The organism is Candidatus Cloacimonadaceae bacterium (genome assembly GCA_030693415.1).
Lineage (GTDB): Bacteria > Cloacimonadota > Cloacimonadia > Cloacimonadales > Cloacimonadaceae > JAUYAR01.
This window is the reverse complement of the sequence record JAUYAR010000041.1, coordinates 13,919-31,555: the sequence shown is the minus strand read 5'-3', so window position 1 is coordinate 31,555 and position 17,637 is coordinate 13,919. Positions and strand designations below refer to the sequence as shown.

11 protein-coding genes are annotated in these 17,637 nt (G+C 47.7%); 10 read left to right on the top strand and 1 reads right to left on the bottom strand.

Annotation, left to right across the window (positions count from 1 at the left end):
* Positions 1–475: 475 nt before the first annotated feature.
* The 3 genes from Q8M98_02860 to Q8M98_02850 are packed head-to-tail and all read left to right on the top strand — an operon-like array spanning position 476 to position 6,342.
* A complete protein-coding gene (locus tag Q8M98_02860) occupies positions 476–3,916 on the top strand; it encodes a DNA polymerase III subunit alpha (GenBank protein MDP3113694.1) in 3,441 nt (1,146 codons plus the stop codon).
* The gene (locus Q8M98_02855; GenBank protein ID MDP3113693.1) at positions 3,909–5,018 is read left to right on the top strand and encodes a GWxTD domain-containing protein; all 1,110 of its coding nucleotides are present in this window, start codon (positions 3,909–3,911) and stop codon (positions 5,016–5,018) included. The genes Q8M98_02860 and Q8M98_02855 overlap by 8 nt, the downstream gene beginning before the upstream one ends.
* Complete coding sequence (locus Q8M98_02850) at positions 5,005–6,342, top strand: GWxTD domain-containing protein (GenBank protein ID MDP3113692.1); 1,338 nt, start codon at positions 5,005–5,007, stop codon at positions 6,340–6,342. Before Q8M98_02855 ends, Q8M98_02850 begins: the two co-directional genes overlap by 14 nt.
* Here the strand turns inward: Q8M98_02850 and Q8M98_02845 are convergent.
* The gene (locus Q8M98_02845; GenBank protein ID MDP3113691.1) at positions 6,339–6,734 is read right to left on the bottom strand and encodes a YraN family protein; all 396 of its coding nucleotides are present in this window, start codon (positions 6,732–6,734) and stop codon (positions 6,339–6,341) included. The two genes, Q8M98_02850 and Q8M98_02845, sit on opposite strands and share 4 nt — an antisense overlap.
* 84 nt (positions 6,735–6,818) lie before the next feature.
* Here Q8M98_02845 and Q8M98_02840 point away from each other — a divergent pair, with 84 nt between their 5' ends.
* The 7 genes from Q8M98_02840 (at position 6,819) to Q8M98_02810 (ending at position 17,572) form a co-directional block, all read left to right on the top strand.
* A complete protein-coding gene (locus Q8M98_02840) occupies positions 6,819–7,934 on the top strand; it encodes a hypothetical protein (protein ID MDP3113690.1) in 1,116 nt (371 codons plus the stop codon).
* A gap of 322 nt (positions 7,935–8,256) precedes the next feature.
* Complete coding sequence (locus tag Q8M98_02835; GenBank protein ID MDP3113689.1) at positions 8,257–13,974, top strand: hypothetical protein; 5,718 nt, start codon at positions 8,257–8,259, stop codon at positions 13,972–13,974.
* Between the two features lie 5 nt (positions 13,975–13,979).
* Positions 13,980–14,285 carry a hypothetical protein gene (locus Q8M98_02830; GenBank protein ID MDP3113688.1) on the top strand — a complete coding sequence of 102 codons (306 nt, stop codon included), beginning with the start codon at positions 13,980–13,982 and terminating at the stop codon, positions 14,283–14,285.
* The gene (locus Q8M98_02825; protein ID MDP3113687.1) at positions 14,282–15,043 is read left to right on the top strand and encodes a MotA/TolQ/ExbB proton channel family protein; all 762 of its coding nucleotides are present in this window, start codon (positions 14,282–14,284) and stop codon (positions 15,041–15,043) included. The genes Q8M98_02830 and Q8M98_02825 overlap by 4 nt, the downstream gene beginning before the upstream one ends.
* A 4-nt stretch (positions 15,044–15,047) precedes the next feature.
* Positions 15,048–15,563: a hypothetical protein gene (locus Q8M98_02820; protein MDP3113686.1), complete on the top strand. Its 516-nt coding sequence runs from the start codon at positions 15,048–15,050 to the stop codon at positions 15,561–15,563.
* 9 nt (positions 15,564–15,572) lie between these two features.
* Positions 15,573–16,115 carry a biopolymer transporter ExbD gene (locus Q8M98_02815; GenBank protein ID MDP3113685.1) on the top strand — a complete coding sequence of 181 codons (543 nt, stop codon included), beginning with the start codon at positions 15,573–15,575 and terminating at the stop codon, positions 16,113–16,115.
* Positions 16,116–16,123: 8 nt separating this feature from the next.
* Complete coding sequence (locus tag Q8M98_02810) at positions 16,124–17,572, top strand: hypothetical protein (protein MDP3113684.1); 1,449 nt, start codon at positions 16,124–16,126, stop codon at positions 17,570–17,572.
* Positions 17,573–17,637 lie beyond the last annotated feature (65 nt).

Sequence of the window (17,637 nt, the reverse complement as noted above, 5' to 3'; positions counted from 1 at the left end):
AACCGAAGCCCACAGTGAATTATGCCGGTCTCTTACATGAGATACCTGTTTTCTGGAGAGCCGTATGCGGGAAAACCGCACGTACGGTTCGGAGGGAGGGGAGCCAGTAATGGATAACTCCCCTACCCCTATCATATTCCGTCCTACCGGACTCGCGAATGAGGTGTTGACGGGACACGGGGTTTCGCATACGCTCCACCCCGAGCTATCTTGTGTCGTCCCTGATGGGACTGCCGTGCTGGAACCGACGGGGACGTCGGTAATTCCATATTCCGTCCTACCGGACTGGTCAAGGTTGAACCTCATCTCTCCTTTAGAGTGAACGGGTGAGCAGGTGATATCAGATTCCACCTTTCCACCTTTCCACCCTTCCACCCTTGCCACCTTTCCATGAAAATGCCGGAAAATCAATTTATCCTTTGACAAATTAAGCTGTTTTTTAACCTTACAATCAGATAAGAAAGGAGTGATGCCGATGTCTTTCGTGCACTTGCATAACCATACGCAATACAGCCTTTTGGATGGCGCCTGCCGGGTTGACCGGATGATCGCCTTAGCCAAGGAATACAATATGCCGGCGGTGGCGATCACCGATCACGGCAACCTCTTCGGAGCGATCGATTTCTATAATAGCGCCAAAAAAGCGGGTCTCAAACCGATCATCGGGATCGAGGCATACATCATCAACGGAGAGCTGAAAACCGAGCACAGCAAGAATGATCTTCGCTACCATCTGATCCTGCTGGCAAAGGACTTTCAGGGCTATAAGAACCTGATAAAGCTATCTTCCACTGCCTTCATCGACGGATTCTATTACAAACCCCGGATCTCCAAAAGCTTGTTGGAAAAACACAGTGAAGGATTGATCTGCCTGAGTGCCTGCGTCAAAGGCGAGATCCCCTCCCTGCTGTTGAACGGGCGTGAAAATGAGGCGCGGGAAGCGATCGAATGGTACCGTGGGATTTTTGGCGACCGCTATTTCATCGAGATCCAGGATCACGGGCTGGAAAACGAAAAAACCGTGATGCCGCAGGTTATCAAACTCGCGCGGGAGATGAACGTTCCGATGGCGCTGACCAACGACTGCCATTATCTTCATCAGGCGGATCACGAGGCGCATGACATCCTGCTTTGCATCCAGACTGGGAAATTGTTAAACGATACCGGCAGAATGAAATACAACACTACTCAGCTCTATTTCAAGACGCCGGACGAGATGAAGGACATCTTTCCGGAAGTTCCGGAAGCCTATGAAAACACAATTAAAATAGCTGAAATGATCGATCTGGAGCTGCAATACGACAAGTTCCTACTGCCGGAGATCGAAACCCCTGATGAGTTCGCGGACATGGGCTCCTATTTGCGGGCGCTGTGTAATCAAGCGGCAAAGATCAAGTATCCAGATATGAGCGAAGAGGTGAAAACCCGCATTGAATTTGAGCTGGGAGTGATCAATCGCATGGGCTTCGACGGCTATTTCCTCGTGGTGAAAGACCTGATCGACAATGCCCGCAAACAGGACGTTCCGGTTGGTCCGGGACGCGGATCCGCTGCCGGCAGCATTGTTTCCTACCTTTTGGATATCACTTTGGTGGACCCCTTGCGCTATGGACTGCTGTTTGAGCGTTTTCTCAATCCGGATCGCATCGGCATGCCGGATATTGATATCGATTTTTGCGCGCAGGGCAGGGGGAAAGTGATCGACTATGTGGTGCAAAAGTATGGCAGAAACAGCGTTACGCAGATCATCACTTTCAGCACCCTGGGAGCCAAATCCGTGATCAAGGACGTGGCGCGGGTTTTGATGGTCTCCGCCGCGGATGCAAATGCGCTCACCAAGACCATTCCCTCTGGCAAAAACCTTGAGGAAGCTTATCAGCAGGGGCATGAATTCTCCGCACTGATCAATTCCAACGACCTCTATCAGAGCATTTACAAACACAGTCTCGTCTTGGAAGGCCTGATCCGTCAGACCGGTATCCATCCCGCGGGAGTGGTGATCGCGCCGGGAGATTTGACGGAATATGTTCCCCTCTCCAGCAGCAGCCAAAAGGACGGGGAAAACACCATTCTGGTTCAGTTTGAAGGCAAGTGGCTGGACGATCTGAAGTTTCTCAAGATGGATATTTTAGGCTTGAAAACTCTCACTCTGATCAAAAAGACGATCGAATTGGTGCGCCAATTCCACAACGAGGAGATCGACATCACCAAGATCGATCTCGATGATAAGAAAGTATTTAGCCTTTTGGGAAAAGGGGAGACGGACGGAATCTTCCAATTTGAATCCGACGGCATGCGCAAATATCTGATGGAACTGAAGCCAAATATGTTTGAAGACCTGATCGCGATGGTGGCATTGTATCGCCCTGGCCCGATGCGTTTCATTCCAAATTACATCGCCCGCAAACACAAGCGCGAAAAGGTGGAATATGACCATCCGATCATGGAAAAGGCGCTGAAGGACACCTATGGCGTGACGATCTATCAAGAGCAGGTGATGCAGATCTCCAGAGAGATGGGAGGGCTGACCAGGGGGGAGGCGGACAGCCTGCGCAAGGCAATGGGTAAAAAGCTCAATGATCTGATGGATAAATTCCGCGTCAAGTTCATCGATGGAGCGGTCAAAAACCAGGTTCCGGAAAGAATCGCCGACAAGATCTGGCAGGATTGGACCAGATTTGCCGAATACGCATTTAACAAAAGCCACGCCACCTGCTATGCCTTAGTCGCCTATCAGACCGCTTGGTTGAAGGCACGGTACCCGGTGGAATTCATGGCAGCGCTGTTATCCCTGGAAGACAATCCGGCGGATATGCCGAACAAGATCGAAGTCTGCAAATCTATGGGCATCAAGATCATAGCACCCAATATCAATCGCAGCGACAGCGAATTTAGCGTGCATGGCAAGGAAGTGCTTTTTGGGTTGCGGGCGCTCAAGAATCTCGGCGAAGCTGCGATGCGCGCCATCATTGAAGACCGGGATGACAACGGACCATATAACAATATATATGCTTTCTGCTCGAGATTGGACAGCTCAGCGGTGAACAAAAGCGTGCTGGAAAGCCTGATCGCGTCCGGTGCCATGGACGAGCTTGAAGGCAGCCGGGCACAAAAATGGGCTGTGATCGAAAACGCGCTGGCTTTGAGCACCGGTGATCAACGTGACCGCAAGAAAGGACAAACCAGCGTGTTTGATCTCATCAGCGAGGACGAGACCCAAGAGGATTATTATCCGCCCCTGCCCACTGAAGAGCCGTGGAGCTATATCTACCAACTGGAAAAGGAAAAGGAAGTGCTGGGTTTCTATATGAGCGGTCATCCCTTGTATGAATACCGGGCTCTGATCAAGCATCTGACCAATGCCAACGCGATCAGCGGCAAAGGGAAAACCGGCTCGGACATGATCCTGGCGGGTATCGTTTCCAAGATCACCCGTAAAAAAGACAACAAAGGCAATCCCATCGCTTTCATCGAATTTGAGGATCTGGCAGGACGCTATGAAGTGGCGCTATTCAATCGCGATTATCAAAAGTATATCAACCTGCTGACTGCGGGCAAGATATTCTTTATCATCGGCGGTAAATCAGGTTTCACAGGCAACGAGGACAACATCCTGCGGGTCAATCCTCAAATGATACTTTCCCTCGAAGAACTGAACCACACGCTCACCGGCGAATTGCTCATCAATCTTGAGCTGGCGAGACTGAACAAAAGCCTGCTGGATGAATTTGAAAGGATCTTTGGCAAACCAAGTGGGCTTTTTAGCGTAAAAACCGCGATCTCCACCGCCGAAGGGGATAAATATTATCTCGATTCGCAGAAAAAAGTGTTTCCTTCAAACGCAGTTTTGAGCTGGCTGGAAAAGGAAAAGATCGATTTTGGGCTGCGGGTTTCGATCTTGGAGAAAAATGAGTAGATTCCTGCTGATCCTGATCCTGCTGATCGTCGGAACGCTGTCCGCGCAAGAGATCATCTATGAAAAATATGGGAGCGAAGTGGATTTTTGGATCATCGTTCCCTATAATGGCATCGTCTTCAAAAAAGGTGTCGAAACCGTGCAGTATCAGGTCTCGGTTGAGATCAAAAACGTGCGGAAAAAGCAGACTGCGAAACACGAAGAGACGCTCGTGATCATAAACAGAGACTGGCTCAGGGATAGCGCGCTGCCGGTTCGATTTACCACAAATCTGCCCGCGGGGAAATATACCGCAAGGTTGAAACTGCGCAACGTGCTGTTAGGCAACAAACAGCAGTATGACAAAACTTTCATATTGGGAGAGGCATCCACCGAGATTGGTCAAGCATATTATGTCGTCAAAAAGGAAAATATGGAATTCATGCCGCCAACGGTGAGTTTAAGCGGTCTGTTGGTGGAATCCTGCACCTTGTATCAGAAGTTTAGCCTGGCAGCGGACAGCATTCACGTGCGCCTGAACGATAGAACGATCAAATACGCCGCTCCAAGCAGTCCCAACAACATTTCATTTCTGGATATGAACGGCGGGCAGGTTCCATCTTCGGTCAGCATCAGTTTCTATGAGGCAAACATCCACTATCACATGGAGCCGTTTCTATATAACCCGTGGTTTTCATACAATATCCGCTATTCGCTCAAAGAACAGATTCAACAACTTCGCTATATCACATCTCAGAACGAGTGGCAGAGCCTGCGCGCCCTGCCGGACAACAAACATAATGATGGTATTGAGCTTTATTGGAGCATGCACGATCCCAGCCCCGGAACGCTTCGCAACGAAGCGCGGGAGCGATTCTACCAACGCGTGCTGAATGCGGACGGACTATTCACTGTCCATAAGAAGTTGCAGGGTTGGAAGTCCGATCGCGGCAGGATTTATATCAAGTACGGTGAACCTGATGATATCCTCAGCGAAGTTCACCCCATCGGGCTCTATCCATTTATTTCATGGATCTACTATCAGCAAAATCTGGAGTTTATCTTTGCCGATATCGGCGGATACGGACAATACACACTGAGGAACAAAGATGAAGAGTTTTAGCAAGATCATTTTCGCGGTGCTGATGACGTTGTGTTCCGGCTTTCTGTTCGCGCAGCAGAAGCTGAATATGCACATCGATTACAATCGCTTTTTGGACAAAAACAATGAGACTGTTCTGCATGTGGATTATCAGATTCCTTATCGCAATCTGGTATTCCTGGCGCATAAGGGTGGATTTTTCGCCGAAGTGGAAATCAGCATTAAGATCACGGAGCAGGATACGATCCTATTGACCAGAACGGTCACAGACAACGTCGGAGTATCCAACAAAGACGATACGGGTTCAAACAAGTCATACCTGAACCGGCTCAGTTTTCGGCTTGTAAATGATAAATACAGCTTTACCTTTCTGGCGAAGGATCTGAATTCAAAACGCGTGTTTGTCTGGAACTTTGATATGGGCAAATTGCCTCAAAACTCGTTGATCAGCGATGTTGAACTGTGCAGCGTCGTGCGTCCGGACAGCAGCTCCTATCTGGACAAGTTCCGTAGGGGTAAGACACTTTTTCAACCGCAGCCGTCCATGATTTTGGACAAAGGCGCGGGGGATATTGCCTACATATATTTTGAGGTGTATCCTCCGGCTGCGGAACTTGGCATCTCTCAACTTTTGGTATTGAGCATTGAAAAGGACAGTGTGCTGATCTCCGATGATTATATCGACTTCATTCCGGTGTCCATGATCGAAGGGCTCACGCTGAAGATCCCGATCGCCGGATTGGACAGCGGCAAATATCATGGCACAGTCAGTTTGCAGATCGGGGATGAGTTCGGGGAGAAGAGTTTTGAGTTCTTCATTACCGAGATCAAAGAGGAAAGGCTTTTTTTGCTGATTGAACCTGATGATGATTATCAGATACTCAGGTACTTTCTGGGCAGCAGCGTGCCCGCGGATTGGCGCAATCTGGACATCAATACCAAACGACGCTATATTACTCAAATGTGGAAGAACCTGGCTCGCTCGGTCAATCTGGACACCAAGGATCTGATCGGAACCGTGCGGGAGAGAGTGGATTATGCCGATCGCTACTTTGGTCATTTCAAACCTGGACGCACCACCGATATGGGCAGAATCTATATCCGCAACGGCAAACCCGACGAAGTGGAGAAGGATACGACCTCGGACGAAACGCGCTATGTGCGCAAAGATTATCAGATCTGGAAATATCGCGGCAGGATCAATGCTGTCTATGTCTTCATCGACCTTCAGATGACGGGAAATTACCAACTGATATTTGTGAAAAATGACGAGAGCGAAAGCACAAATCCGGATTATTTACGCTATCTTGGGGATGGTTTTGACGCGTCAAAATTGAGTAATTAGGTTATTTTATCATCGAAAACCGGTAAAAAAGCATCTGCGAAATGTTTGATTTTAAAAGTAGTTGTGTGTGCGTAGTAGAAGACAACAATAATGTCGAATCGAACTCTGTGCTTGACAAGATACGGGTTCTGATTAATGTATTCCTGAGCGCTGAACGTAATGCGTTTTTGTTTAGTGAGAGATATGTTTGCCAGCGCATCGCCGATAGAGTGTTTTGACCTGGTTTTCACTTCCACAAAGACCAGATCGTGATGATTATGCACAATGAGGTCGATTTCACCTATTTTTGTGCGGAAATTTTTACACAAGACCTCATAGCCATTGCTGCATAGATACTTGGCTGCGAGGTCTTCACCGATGTGAAACAAGTCTTGGGGTGTTAATTTATCCATAAGACAAGAAAATACTTGACGGATATTCAGTCAACGATATTTGTGAACCATGATTAGAAACGACACCGAAAGGTGGAGGGAAGTATGAAAAGAGTTATATTGAGTGTAATCGTTCTGGCAGCTATGCTTAGCATAGCTGAGGCTGCGCCGTTCCAGACACTTGGAATGTTGCGCACTCCAGACGCGTATGTTTTACCACACAAGGCTGCGGAAATCCTGTTGGTTGGATACTACCGTGATGTCGCAAGACCTACTTATGTAAATCCCGATCAAAACGGCTTTGTCCCTTATGGTATGTTGGGAGTGGGTATTCTGGACCGGGTCGAGCTTGGATTTTTTGGCGGCGATGAAGTATATTATATGAACCTCAAGTTCAAACTAATCCAAGAAACAACCAAAATCCCCCAAGTGTCCGTGGGAATCGACAATCTCTTTTCTCCGGTCAACCGGCACCGGGCACAGGATTGGACACCTACAACCGCTCTAGATTGGAACTACAGTGATCACCCGGACAAAACAGACTATGAATACTATTCCCCCTACATTGTAGGTTCCAAACAAGCTGTGATCGGTGGTCTCTCCTGGATGTTCAATCTGGGATTTGGCACAAATCGTTTCACAGGACAAGTCCCGCGGTCAAGAATTTTTAACGGCACATTTGCTTCGGTCGAGCTTTCCCCATTTAGAGATTTTGCGATTCAAGGAGAGTTTAGCGGCCATGACTTCAATGCCGGTATCAAGTATTCCTATAAAAATTTCGGTATTAAGATCGGAGCGCAATCGCTCGAAGATCTGACCAAGAACAACGGCTATGAGGAAAACCTGCGCGTTGCCTTCGGACTTTCCTATCTCTTCGACAAATATGCCACGTCAAAAAGAAGACCTGACCTGAGACAGTTTGCCATGGATCAGGATATTGATGACATTGAGGTTGCCGTTGTTGACGAACCTCTGGTTGGAACCCCGGCTTCGGGAGATATCGAAGTCGCAGTCATCGATCCTGAGGTTACGTTAGTCACCCCCGGCACCACCATTCAAACCCCCGGCGCGGTGGTTCAAACCGGCGCCTACCGCGAGCTTTCGCCGGAAGTGAAAGAGCTTCTGGCAGAGCTGAAGAAACTCAGCGACGAACGCCAAAAAGCCCAACAGGCTTTGATAGATTTAAGAAAATGGCTGGAAGAGCTGAAGAAACCTAAATAAACACCATGTAGTTAATCATGTACGTGATGTGTAGGTCATTGGATTCATACTTCCTATGAATAGAAGTAAAAGATCCGGGTTGCAGGACATCCCTGCAGCTCGGATCCCACAATATCACAAGTGTGGTAATAGATTAGGACTATAAGTGAGCGGGGTTATGAAAAAGTATTTAAGATTGTTTCTGCTAACCGTTTTTGCAGTGCTCTCGGTATCAAGTGGGTTTTCCCTAACCAGGGCAAGAGCAAGCGCATCAGAGAAGCAGGTTTATTCCAATCCAAAAGTACAGGAAGCGATAGAGTTTTTAAAGAACAGATTACCACGATTGATCAAAGAAGATCGCGACCGTGCTATTGAGGAATATATAGTTCATTTTGCCGACCTGAATAAGTTGGGTTCGGAGGATGTGCTGTATCTTGTGGGGCATTTTTATGCAGTTGCGGACGATGCAAAGACGGCTATTCCATATTTCAAGGAGCTTAGCGAGGATCCCCGTTTGGGCGAAGACGCCAGACGGATGTTGAACCTTTTGTTGTATCAAAGAGCGGCGCATTATCTTTTAAACGAAAAGCAATCGGACGCTCAGGATTTTTTGCAGGACATCCTCAACTTGTTTGATACCGGTAAATACTATCCCACATATCTTTATCTGTGGGCGGACATCATCGCGGAAACCGAGCGCCATCAAGAGGTGCTGCGGTTTGTCGGCAATTTTGGCACAAACAAAGACTGGATAGACAACCAGTTCAAGCCCCGAAAAGCGGCTATCATTGCCCGGATCAACGCCATCGACTTTGATGGTTATTATGCTGATCCCACACAGGATAAAGGACAAGCGATTGAGACCCGGCTAAATGACATCCAAAGTGATCTCAAAGCGCTTTATACCGAGGCCGAGAGCGTTCAGGGTCTGATTATGATGGACTCTCTGGAGAAAATGCAAGCCGAAGAAATGGCAATTTTGGATGAACTCAAAAAACAGATAAAAGCTTTCCGTGAAATCCCCGCTGTTGATCTGGAAGCCCTTGCAAAGTACGATATCAGCGACGAGCGCGTTCATGTGTATGCTCAGTATCGCGAGGGGGCTATGCTCCTGCAACAGCTCAAGTTTACAGTGGATTATTATGACTTGATCATTCGTCTGATCGATGCCGTTTTCGAAAACCAGTATCAACTTTTTGTCAAGGAAGATCCCTCCATCTTGGGAAAAGACTTTAGCGACATGGAGATGAAACGCCTCTTTGATATAGAACGCAACCTGTATATATATGAACAGATCATCGCCTCCATCGCGGAAATCAAGGCATCTCCCGATTACAAAAAACTGAATGTGGATCTTGATCCTCAGTTGAAAGAGTACACTGAGAAATATCAGGATCTGCAAATTCGCAAAGCCCGATACCTGTCTTTACGCACCTACGAACATGAAACCGATGTGGAAAGGATGTTTTTTGAAGAATTACTTCAAGAATACTATGCCATCACGCGGGACAGACTCGATCTCCAAGAGATACTTCCCGAAATCGAATCGGCAATGATCTCGCTGATCATGCTGCGCTATCCCGAAGAAATTCAGAAGAACATCGAAACCCAGAAGATACTTGCCGCCAACGACAGCTCCAGAAACATTGAACTGGACAATAATTTCGACTCTTTGCTCAGCAATCTGGATTTCCTCAGCATGCAAGTAGAATATCGTCATCTCAGATACCGGGATCAACAACGTGTTGCCGCACAGGAAACTGAGGACTATGCCAAATTGGAAGAAATGTATCTTGGGTTGATCGCTGATAAAAAAGCCTTGCTGGTTAGACACCAGAAGTTCGAAGCGGAAAACCCCGATTTCATGGCTCTGGAACAACCCAGCGGTGGCTATCTGATCGGCAAAGCCAATCTATATTACAACATGGCGGAGCTCCAGTTTGCCGTTGATTTGCAGCACCCCGAAAAAGCACTGGCATATTATCGTCAGACGCTGGAAGCCGACCCCGCCTTCTACTTGCGTGACTATGCTTTATATAACATCGCATATATCAGCAGCGAGCTTAAAAAGGAAGAACTCGTCGGCTCTATTAGCGATTTCCGCGAGCTGAATCCAAGAGCCACACGCTCGGCTAAGCTGAAATTCACGGAAGAAAGCTTCCGCGAGGCGCTCAACGCTTTTGAGGAGATCGTTCGGGGGTACAAGACGTCTCCTTATTACGACGAATCGGTATTTCGTTTGGGCGTGCTTAGTTTCCTCATTGGCACCGATGCCACCAGTCCGATCGAGTATTACGCGCGATCAAACCGCTACTTTGATGAATTGATCGCCAAGCCCGATAGCAAGTACAAATATGAAGCCCTATATCAAAGAGGCTGGGTGCGCATGAACATCGGCGACGAAGAATCGCTGCGCGCCGCGCTTGGCGATTTTGCCATGTTGCTGAAAGACGTCAACGCAGGCAAGATTCAAAACAAAATCATGGCGGAAGATCTGAAGACATATGCTACCGGAAACATGGCATATTGCCTGGTCGCTCTGGATGGTCTTGACTTCAATTCCGTATCAAAGGGTGCTTTGGCGTTCAGCGAGTTATTGGCTGATTATGACGACGAACGGGTCTTCATCACAATTCTGGACAAAGCCGCAATGAACAAAAAAGAGATGGCTGCCCCATTACAAGCTATTGACTTTATGGAATTGAGATTGCGAAAAGCACCCAATTCGTTGCAGAATCCCGCTTTGGTGGATTCTATTATCGTACTCTATCACACTCCCGGATTGCAGCAACGCTCTGGAGAGACACTCACGGTTCTCAGAACCAAAAATTACCATGACATAGTAGCCAACTACAATCCCCAAACTCGTTGGTATGAAGTCAATATCAAAGACAAGAATGTCTCCGATCCTGTAGTCCGCAAGCAGCTTGCCTCGATCCGAAATGCTTATGAAGAGCTGCGGATTCGCCATTACAATGCAGTTTATACCGATTTTTCAACCGCGAATTATGATGCATACACAAAACATATACAGGAATACGCAAAGTACAATGAGATATTTGACGGTGATTATGATACATGGACAGTGGAAATGGACAAATCCGATGTTCAACTCGTCAGCTATCTCGCTGAAAAGAGGAACACTCCACTGGACTATCTGCTGGCTTATGACAAACTCATTGTCTACAACCAGAAATACAGCGCTGATCAGGATATCTTCAAAAACGAGGGATTGGCATATAAGTATGCCCAGAACCTTTTCACAGCGATGAGTGCAGAGTTTGAAAAACCCGGATATACTCCTTTGGCACCGCTTCCCACCGACCAGAACTCGCTTTTTGCTTTCTTCAGCACTGCGACTCTGCGTTTCTATGACGTGTTGAACAGCGATGCCTATGCAAGCGAAACCAATAGACTTGATGCGGTTCAGATTCTGATGAGCCTTGCCGATATCGAAATGAAACGTGGAATGACCGGTCAAGCACGAACCCACTTTGCGAAACTAATCGAATTTGAAGACAGGTTAAATTCTGTTTCAAAGCGCAGCATCTACATTAGCATGGCTACTTTGGAAGAAGAAAATAAGAGCTTTGCTGAGGCAGAGCAGTGGTATCGCAAAGCATTACCACATGCCTCAAACGCTCAGGATAGAGAATTGATCAATGATCTGATCAAACTCCAAATCCAAAACAGCTATGAACTGGCACAAAAGAATGGTGATTTCAATACTGTCGCCGTCGAATTCCTCCGTCTGGCAAACGAGTTCAAAACCGATCCGGTTAAATATAGCGAATATGTCTATCGTGCTTCCGAAGCCTATGTGCAAGCAAAGAACTTTGAGCGTGCCGTCGAGCTGAGAATGGAAGTCGCCGGCATGAAGACCGACATGGAAGAAGTCTATGCCCTTTATTTCCAATCATGGACAATCGCTGAGACCGAGCTGAAGGATGTCAACAAAGCAAAAGAACTAAAAATGGCGTTCGTTGGAAAATACCCGGCGAGCAATCGAGCCTTTGCTCTCAAAGTCGAGGAGATCGAAGCGCTTAAAAAGGTACCCGGGCAATCCGAAAATGCCGCTCAAATGTTTCTGACTTTGCATCAAGACGTGAAAGCAAAACGTATTGACAGCGGCATGACCACTTCTGAGGGAATTTATCTCTGGGCAGTGGACGTCTATCGTCAGGACAGCGACAAACCAAAGATGCTGAATCTACTGTCCGATTTCATTGTGCAATACCCCAACCACACCGATGCTTTGCTGTACAAATCGGTATTGGCAGATGAATATCTGGCTCTGGGAGACACCCTGCGATTTGAGCAACATTCACGAGAGATCTTCCTCAAGGATAAAACCAAGCCGGAACGCTATCTCTCAATTGCTTACCGGAATCTCGGTAAGATCGCTTATGAGTTTGACACCGCATACTTGAATCAAGACTGGACCCTTGCTTTTGCCAAACGCGATGAATTTAAGCGCGTCGAAGCCTCTTATGTCCGTGAAGGACTTAAGATGGACAATGTGATCGCTCATGCAGCTTTTATACGTGCAGAAGCTGATCATAAGGAAGCTCAGGCAAGGCAGGCATATCTTCGCTCCGTAGATACCCAACTGAATGCAATAGCCAATGGTCAGTTTCTCAAGAGCACCCCAAACCAGCTCATAGCTGTTAGTGATAAGACTACTTGGCAGAAAAATCTCTTCGGTGGAAAACTGAACAAGATACCCAGTATAAAACCCAGCGTCGAGGCTGAATACAACAAGCTAATCCGCATCCTCAAAACTCCGGACGCGGATAAATGGATGGATACTCAGCGCCGCGTCCGGGCGTTAACCCTGATCGCCAGGATCAACGAATTCGCCGCATCAGCCATCAAAACACAAGTGAACCGATATCTGGCGATCTCCAATGAGTTCAAACCCTTCAAGACAAAGGCTGATTATCAGTCTATTCTGGATAACAATATCTGGCCTCAGGCAAACGAGCACATCAATCCCTATTTGGCTTATGCCTACAGTATCCACATGCAAATCTACCGTGATTTCTATATCGCCGGATACAGCGATGCCAACACCAGCCATACGATCAGTCAGTTGACCGGGTGGAATGCACTGCCCGATTACCAGGTCGATGAATTCATTCTCGGTTCTGGTTGGTCGATGCAGATGATCAATCGTGACGGCGCTTCCAGTGCGATCAATTCCGGCATTACGTTTACTACTTCCCCGAAGGGACAAAAGTTGGGGACCATGACTATACCCGCATTGAATACTCTGGTAATCGAAAGGGGATTCAATGCCAAGATCGAGCCTGAGTTTGTCTATATTCAAATGGTTTATCCTTATGATTTGGAAGTGTTTGTAAACGGTAAAAAAGCTGATCTGGGATACGTAGCTGTGGACACACTGGTCGCCGGGAAAGCCATTACCACCAGAAACGCGATCAAGCTTGGAGCCACCTACTGGCTCAAGGGCGCAAACACGATCAGATGCACATTCCCAAACGCCGCTTCCGAAAATATACCATTCCATTTCAACCTACTTGCCAATTACAACAAAGAAAAGCTGGCGGAGGCGACTCCCGTGGAAACGGTCAAGCATGTCTCCACGGATAGATGGAAAGTGATCACCCTTGATTCCGGATCAAATCAGGAAATTGCCACCTATGCAAAAGTGGCGGATAGATTCAATATCCCCCTATCTGCAATCAATAATATGTCAGCTACAACCGCTATGCCGATCTGGGCACAAGAAAATCCGGATCAACCGTTGAGCAATGTCGTTTTTGAATATGACTTCAATATCGACACCTTGTTCCGCGAGGGTTATATTGAGTTCGTTGCCCCGGAAACTGCATCCGTCTATCTCAATGGCAACGTTTTGGACGAGGACTATCCGATGGATTATGATGCAGAGCCCTTCCAGGTATATCCCAATCGGATTTCGATACCCAAAAACATGATCAAACAAGGTCGAAATACCCTCAGACTCACTGTTCAAAACCAATCCGCTTACCGCGGCATGATCGCCGAGATCAGTATTACCAAGACTGTGAAGGAGTAAAGAAAATGAAAACAAGCGTCATTGTGGTGATCCTTTTGCTAATGGGGCTCTCGGTTGCCTATGCGCAAACTACCGCCGCTCCCCCGGCAGGCTTTGAAAACGTCAGGGTTTCCCGCCAGCAACAGGAGCTTGAAATCCAGATCAAAGCGATGATCCCGGATCTCAGTGCGTTCCAGCTCAAAACCGATACTTACGGCAAGCCGGGTAAGTACAACTTTACCATCAATCTTGGAGTGATCCATGATGAGAGTAATAGATTATTATCAAACTGGCAAGAAGAAATAAATAAATGGCTAGAGGAGTCAAAATGAAAACAAAAAATATCGTACTCGTAGTCTTGGCACTGGCTACCAGCTTTGGGTTCTTGTTCGCTCAAGACGCAGCGGCTGCACAACCAGCTACTTCTGGAGGAGTCACCCTTGTTACTATCTTCAATGATAGCGGAGTATTTGGGTACATGATTTTACTGGTGTTTGTAATCGGAATCGTCTATGGTATAGTTCGCTATATCCAGCTTTATCAGCGTGAGAAGATCGATGCTCAAAAGTTCTATCTCAAGCTGAAAGGCTATATCAAAAACGATCAGATTGATGAAGCGGCAAAGATCGCCGAGAGTTTTAAAACGACAACATTGGGATTCATCTTCTGGAGTGGCTTGAGAGTCTTCCTCGACGCCCGCAAAAACAAAAAGGGTGAGGAGCTCAGCAAAGCCGTGCAAAACGCCTTCGAAGAAGCAGTACTGCAAACTGTCCACAAACTGGATGGCGGATTGTTCTGGTTTGGCACCTTGGCTCAGATTTCCACCTATCTTGGTCTTCTGGGAACGATCTGGGGACTTCTTATTGCCTTCGACGGACTGGCAAACGCTCCCGATAACATGAAGAATCAAATGCTCACCAATGGCATCAAAACAGCTATCGGAACCACTGCCATGGGCTTGTTTGCCGCTATTCCGCTCACCCTGATTCAGGGCGGACTTGTCACCCGTTCCCAAAAACTTATCAACGATATTGACGAACACTGTGTGAAGCTTATCAACCACTTGAACAACACTATTATCAAAGGATAGAGCCATGGCATATCGTCCTTCAGCCGGAAGGAATCTAAAGTCAGCAGGTGCACCGACAGAGCCCAATCTGGTGCCGATCATGAACCTGTTCATCACCATCATACCCTTTTTATTGTTGATGTTGGTGATCTCACAGGTGGCTTTAGTTTCCTTAAATTTCTCTCAGGGAACCGGTGGTGGAGGTGGTGGCGCCGGCGGCGGTGACGGAAAAGACACCAAGAAATTGCAAGTTATCATTATGGCGGCGGATGCCCCTGAGCGCGGTTTATTTGCCGGATTTGAAGTCAGAGAACCTGGAGCAGAATCGGTAAAAATACCTTTTGCCAATGGTTTGTTCAATTTCGTCAAGCTTGACGAGACCCTCAAGCAGATCCGGGCAAACAATCCCGAGCTCTTTGACATCGGCGTCAGTCCATACCCCGACGTTTTATACGGGCCTCTCATCCAAACCATCGATTTGTGCAAAAACAACAACTTCGTAAACGTGCGCTATGAACCCTCCACAGTGAAGTATTATTAGGAGGATGTAATGGGAATTAGAGAAAAACTACGTTCATCAGACAAAGAAACCCGCCGCGTACGTCAGAAGTTCGAAGAAGTAAAAGGACTTTCGATCACATCGTTGCTTGATGTGTTGACCATTATTTTGGTCTTCCTGATCAAGAACGTGTCCATGGAAGCCCAAAAAATCGCCGTGCCGGACAACATGCAGTTTCCCACAACCATGCAAACTGACGTTCTTACCGAGCAACAGAGCACGACGATCGTAAAAATGTATCCCGACCGTGTTCTTATTGGGACTGAAAACACCTATTTCGGAACCCTTCAAGACTTGGTGGAAGATCAGGGAAAACGCAGTAAGATATTGGAATACCTGCAGCTACTTGCGCAGCAGATCATGGAGCATCCGGATAAGAATGAACCCTGCCTCCTCGTTCAAGCTGATGCATCCATACCGGTTCAGTATGTAACAACCATGGTTCAACTTGGCACCAGTTCGTATTATAAGTACATTTATTTTTCAACTCTGAAAGATACTGATTGGCTTAAGAAACAAACTGGCGAGAAATAGGAGGAGGTATGGCAAAAACAACCTTAAACCTGAAAATGAGCTATAAAGGCAAGCTGCTGGACATTGTCAAATCCGGCAATGACTTCACTAACAAGTGGGTTATCGGCTCAAACAAACACCTCTTCTGGCAGATTCTGGATCCCAGTTTTCCCGATAGACATCTCTTTGTGACCAAAATGGGAAACGATCTCTATATGAATTTGATCCCCGGAACGAATCTGAGCTGCAGTAAAGACGGAACCCCGGTTGATAACTCGTATCTCAAGAGCAACGGTATCCTGAAGGGAAACCAGCTCAAGCTAAATAGCGATATGACCGGTGTGCTCGCCTTGAATCCTGATTGGGAAATCAAGTATGAGTTCTCGGAACCGTGGAAGAGGTTACTGACCGAAGAGGAAAGACAAATCGTTACCCAGTACTCCCGGCGTGGAGAGCTCAGTGCGGTGGATAGATTCAATCGTGGCATGATCGTCATATTTACGATCCTGACCATCATGTTTCTGATACTCTACGATACAATCCTGAAGCCGGATGCTATCGATGTCTCAACCATCGAGGCGAGATTAGCTCAGATACAGAGAGCCCAGCGCATCGAAGCCCCGCTTCCTGTGGCACAACAACCTTCGTTTGACGACGATGCCGCAGCCCGTGTCAGAGCCGCAGCCGCAGCACAGGCAAGAGCAGAAGCCGCCGCCGCGCAAGCAAGAAAACCTACCGGAACCCCCGGAGCCGGCACAGGAGGCGAAGCTTCCAGAACATTTGGAGCATTCTCGCCCTCTGCCACTTCCGTAGCCCAGCCCTTCCAGGCAGTCACGACCACCCAATCCTTCGTAGCAGCCACTCCCGGTGGCAGGGCAGGAGGCGGTGGATCAGGCGGCCCCGGAGGCGGTCCTGGAGCCGGTAGCGGATATTCATCAACCTTCGATCCTTCTGCAACAGGTGGATACAATCAGACCGATCTCGGTTCGGTTGCATTTGGGACGCCAGGAGGGCCTGGCACCTCTACCCGCCCTGGAGATAACGTGGCAGTCTTCACAGGAGACGCCTCAAAGATAGCTCCCCGAGGAAGACCGATTGCTCAGACCGCCGAAACTCAGAGAGTGATCCAGAGCTTCAAAGCTTCCGCGATCAAGCCTATCTCCGAAGGAGCGATCGCTACCGCGCCGGAAGAGCAACGTCCGGATTTGGAGAAGATTGCGATAGCCGTCAATGGCAGGAAAGGACAGATCACGCAATTGTATCGTACCAGCGCTGCCGTGAAAGCTGCCTCCGGATCGATCCTGATCATGCTCTATATCGATAAACACGGCAATGTCACCGCCGCAGAAGTAACTCCCACCAGCGAGGGATTCTCCGAAAAATTCCTCAAGGACGTCAAAAACCTGGTGGAAGGATGGAACTTCAACGTCAGCGACAAAGCTATATATGAATTCACGGTTCGTCTGACCCAAGGTTAAGAGAACCAAAATACTGCAATATGCAAAACCCCGCTGGTAACGGCGGGGTTTTCTATTGACACAAA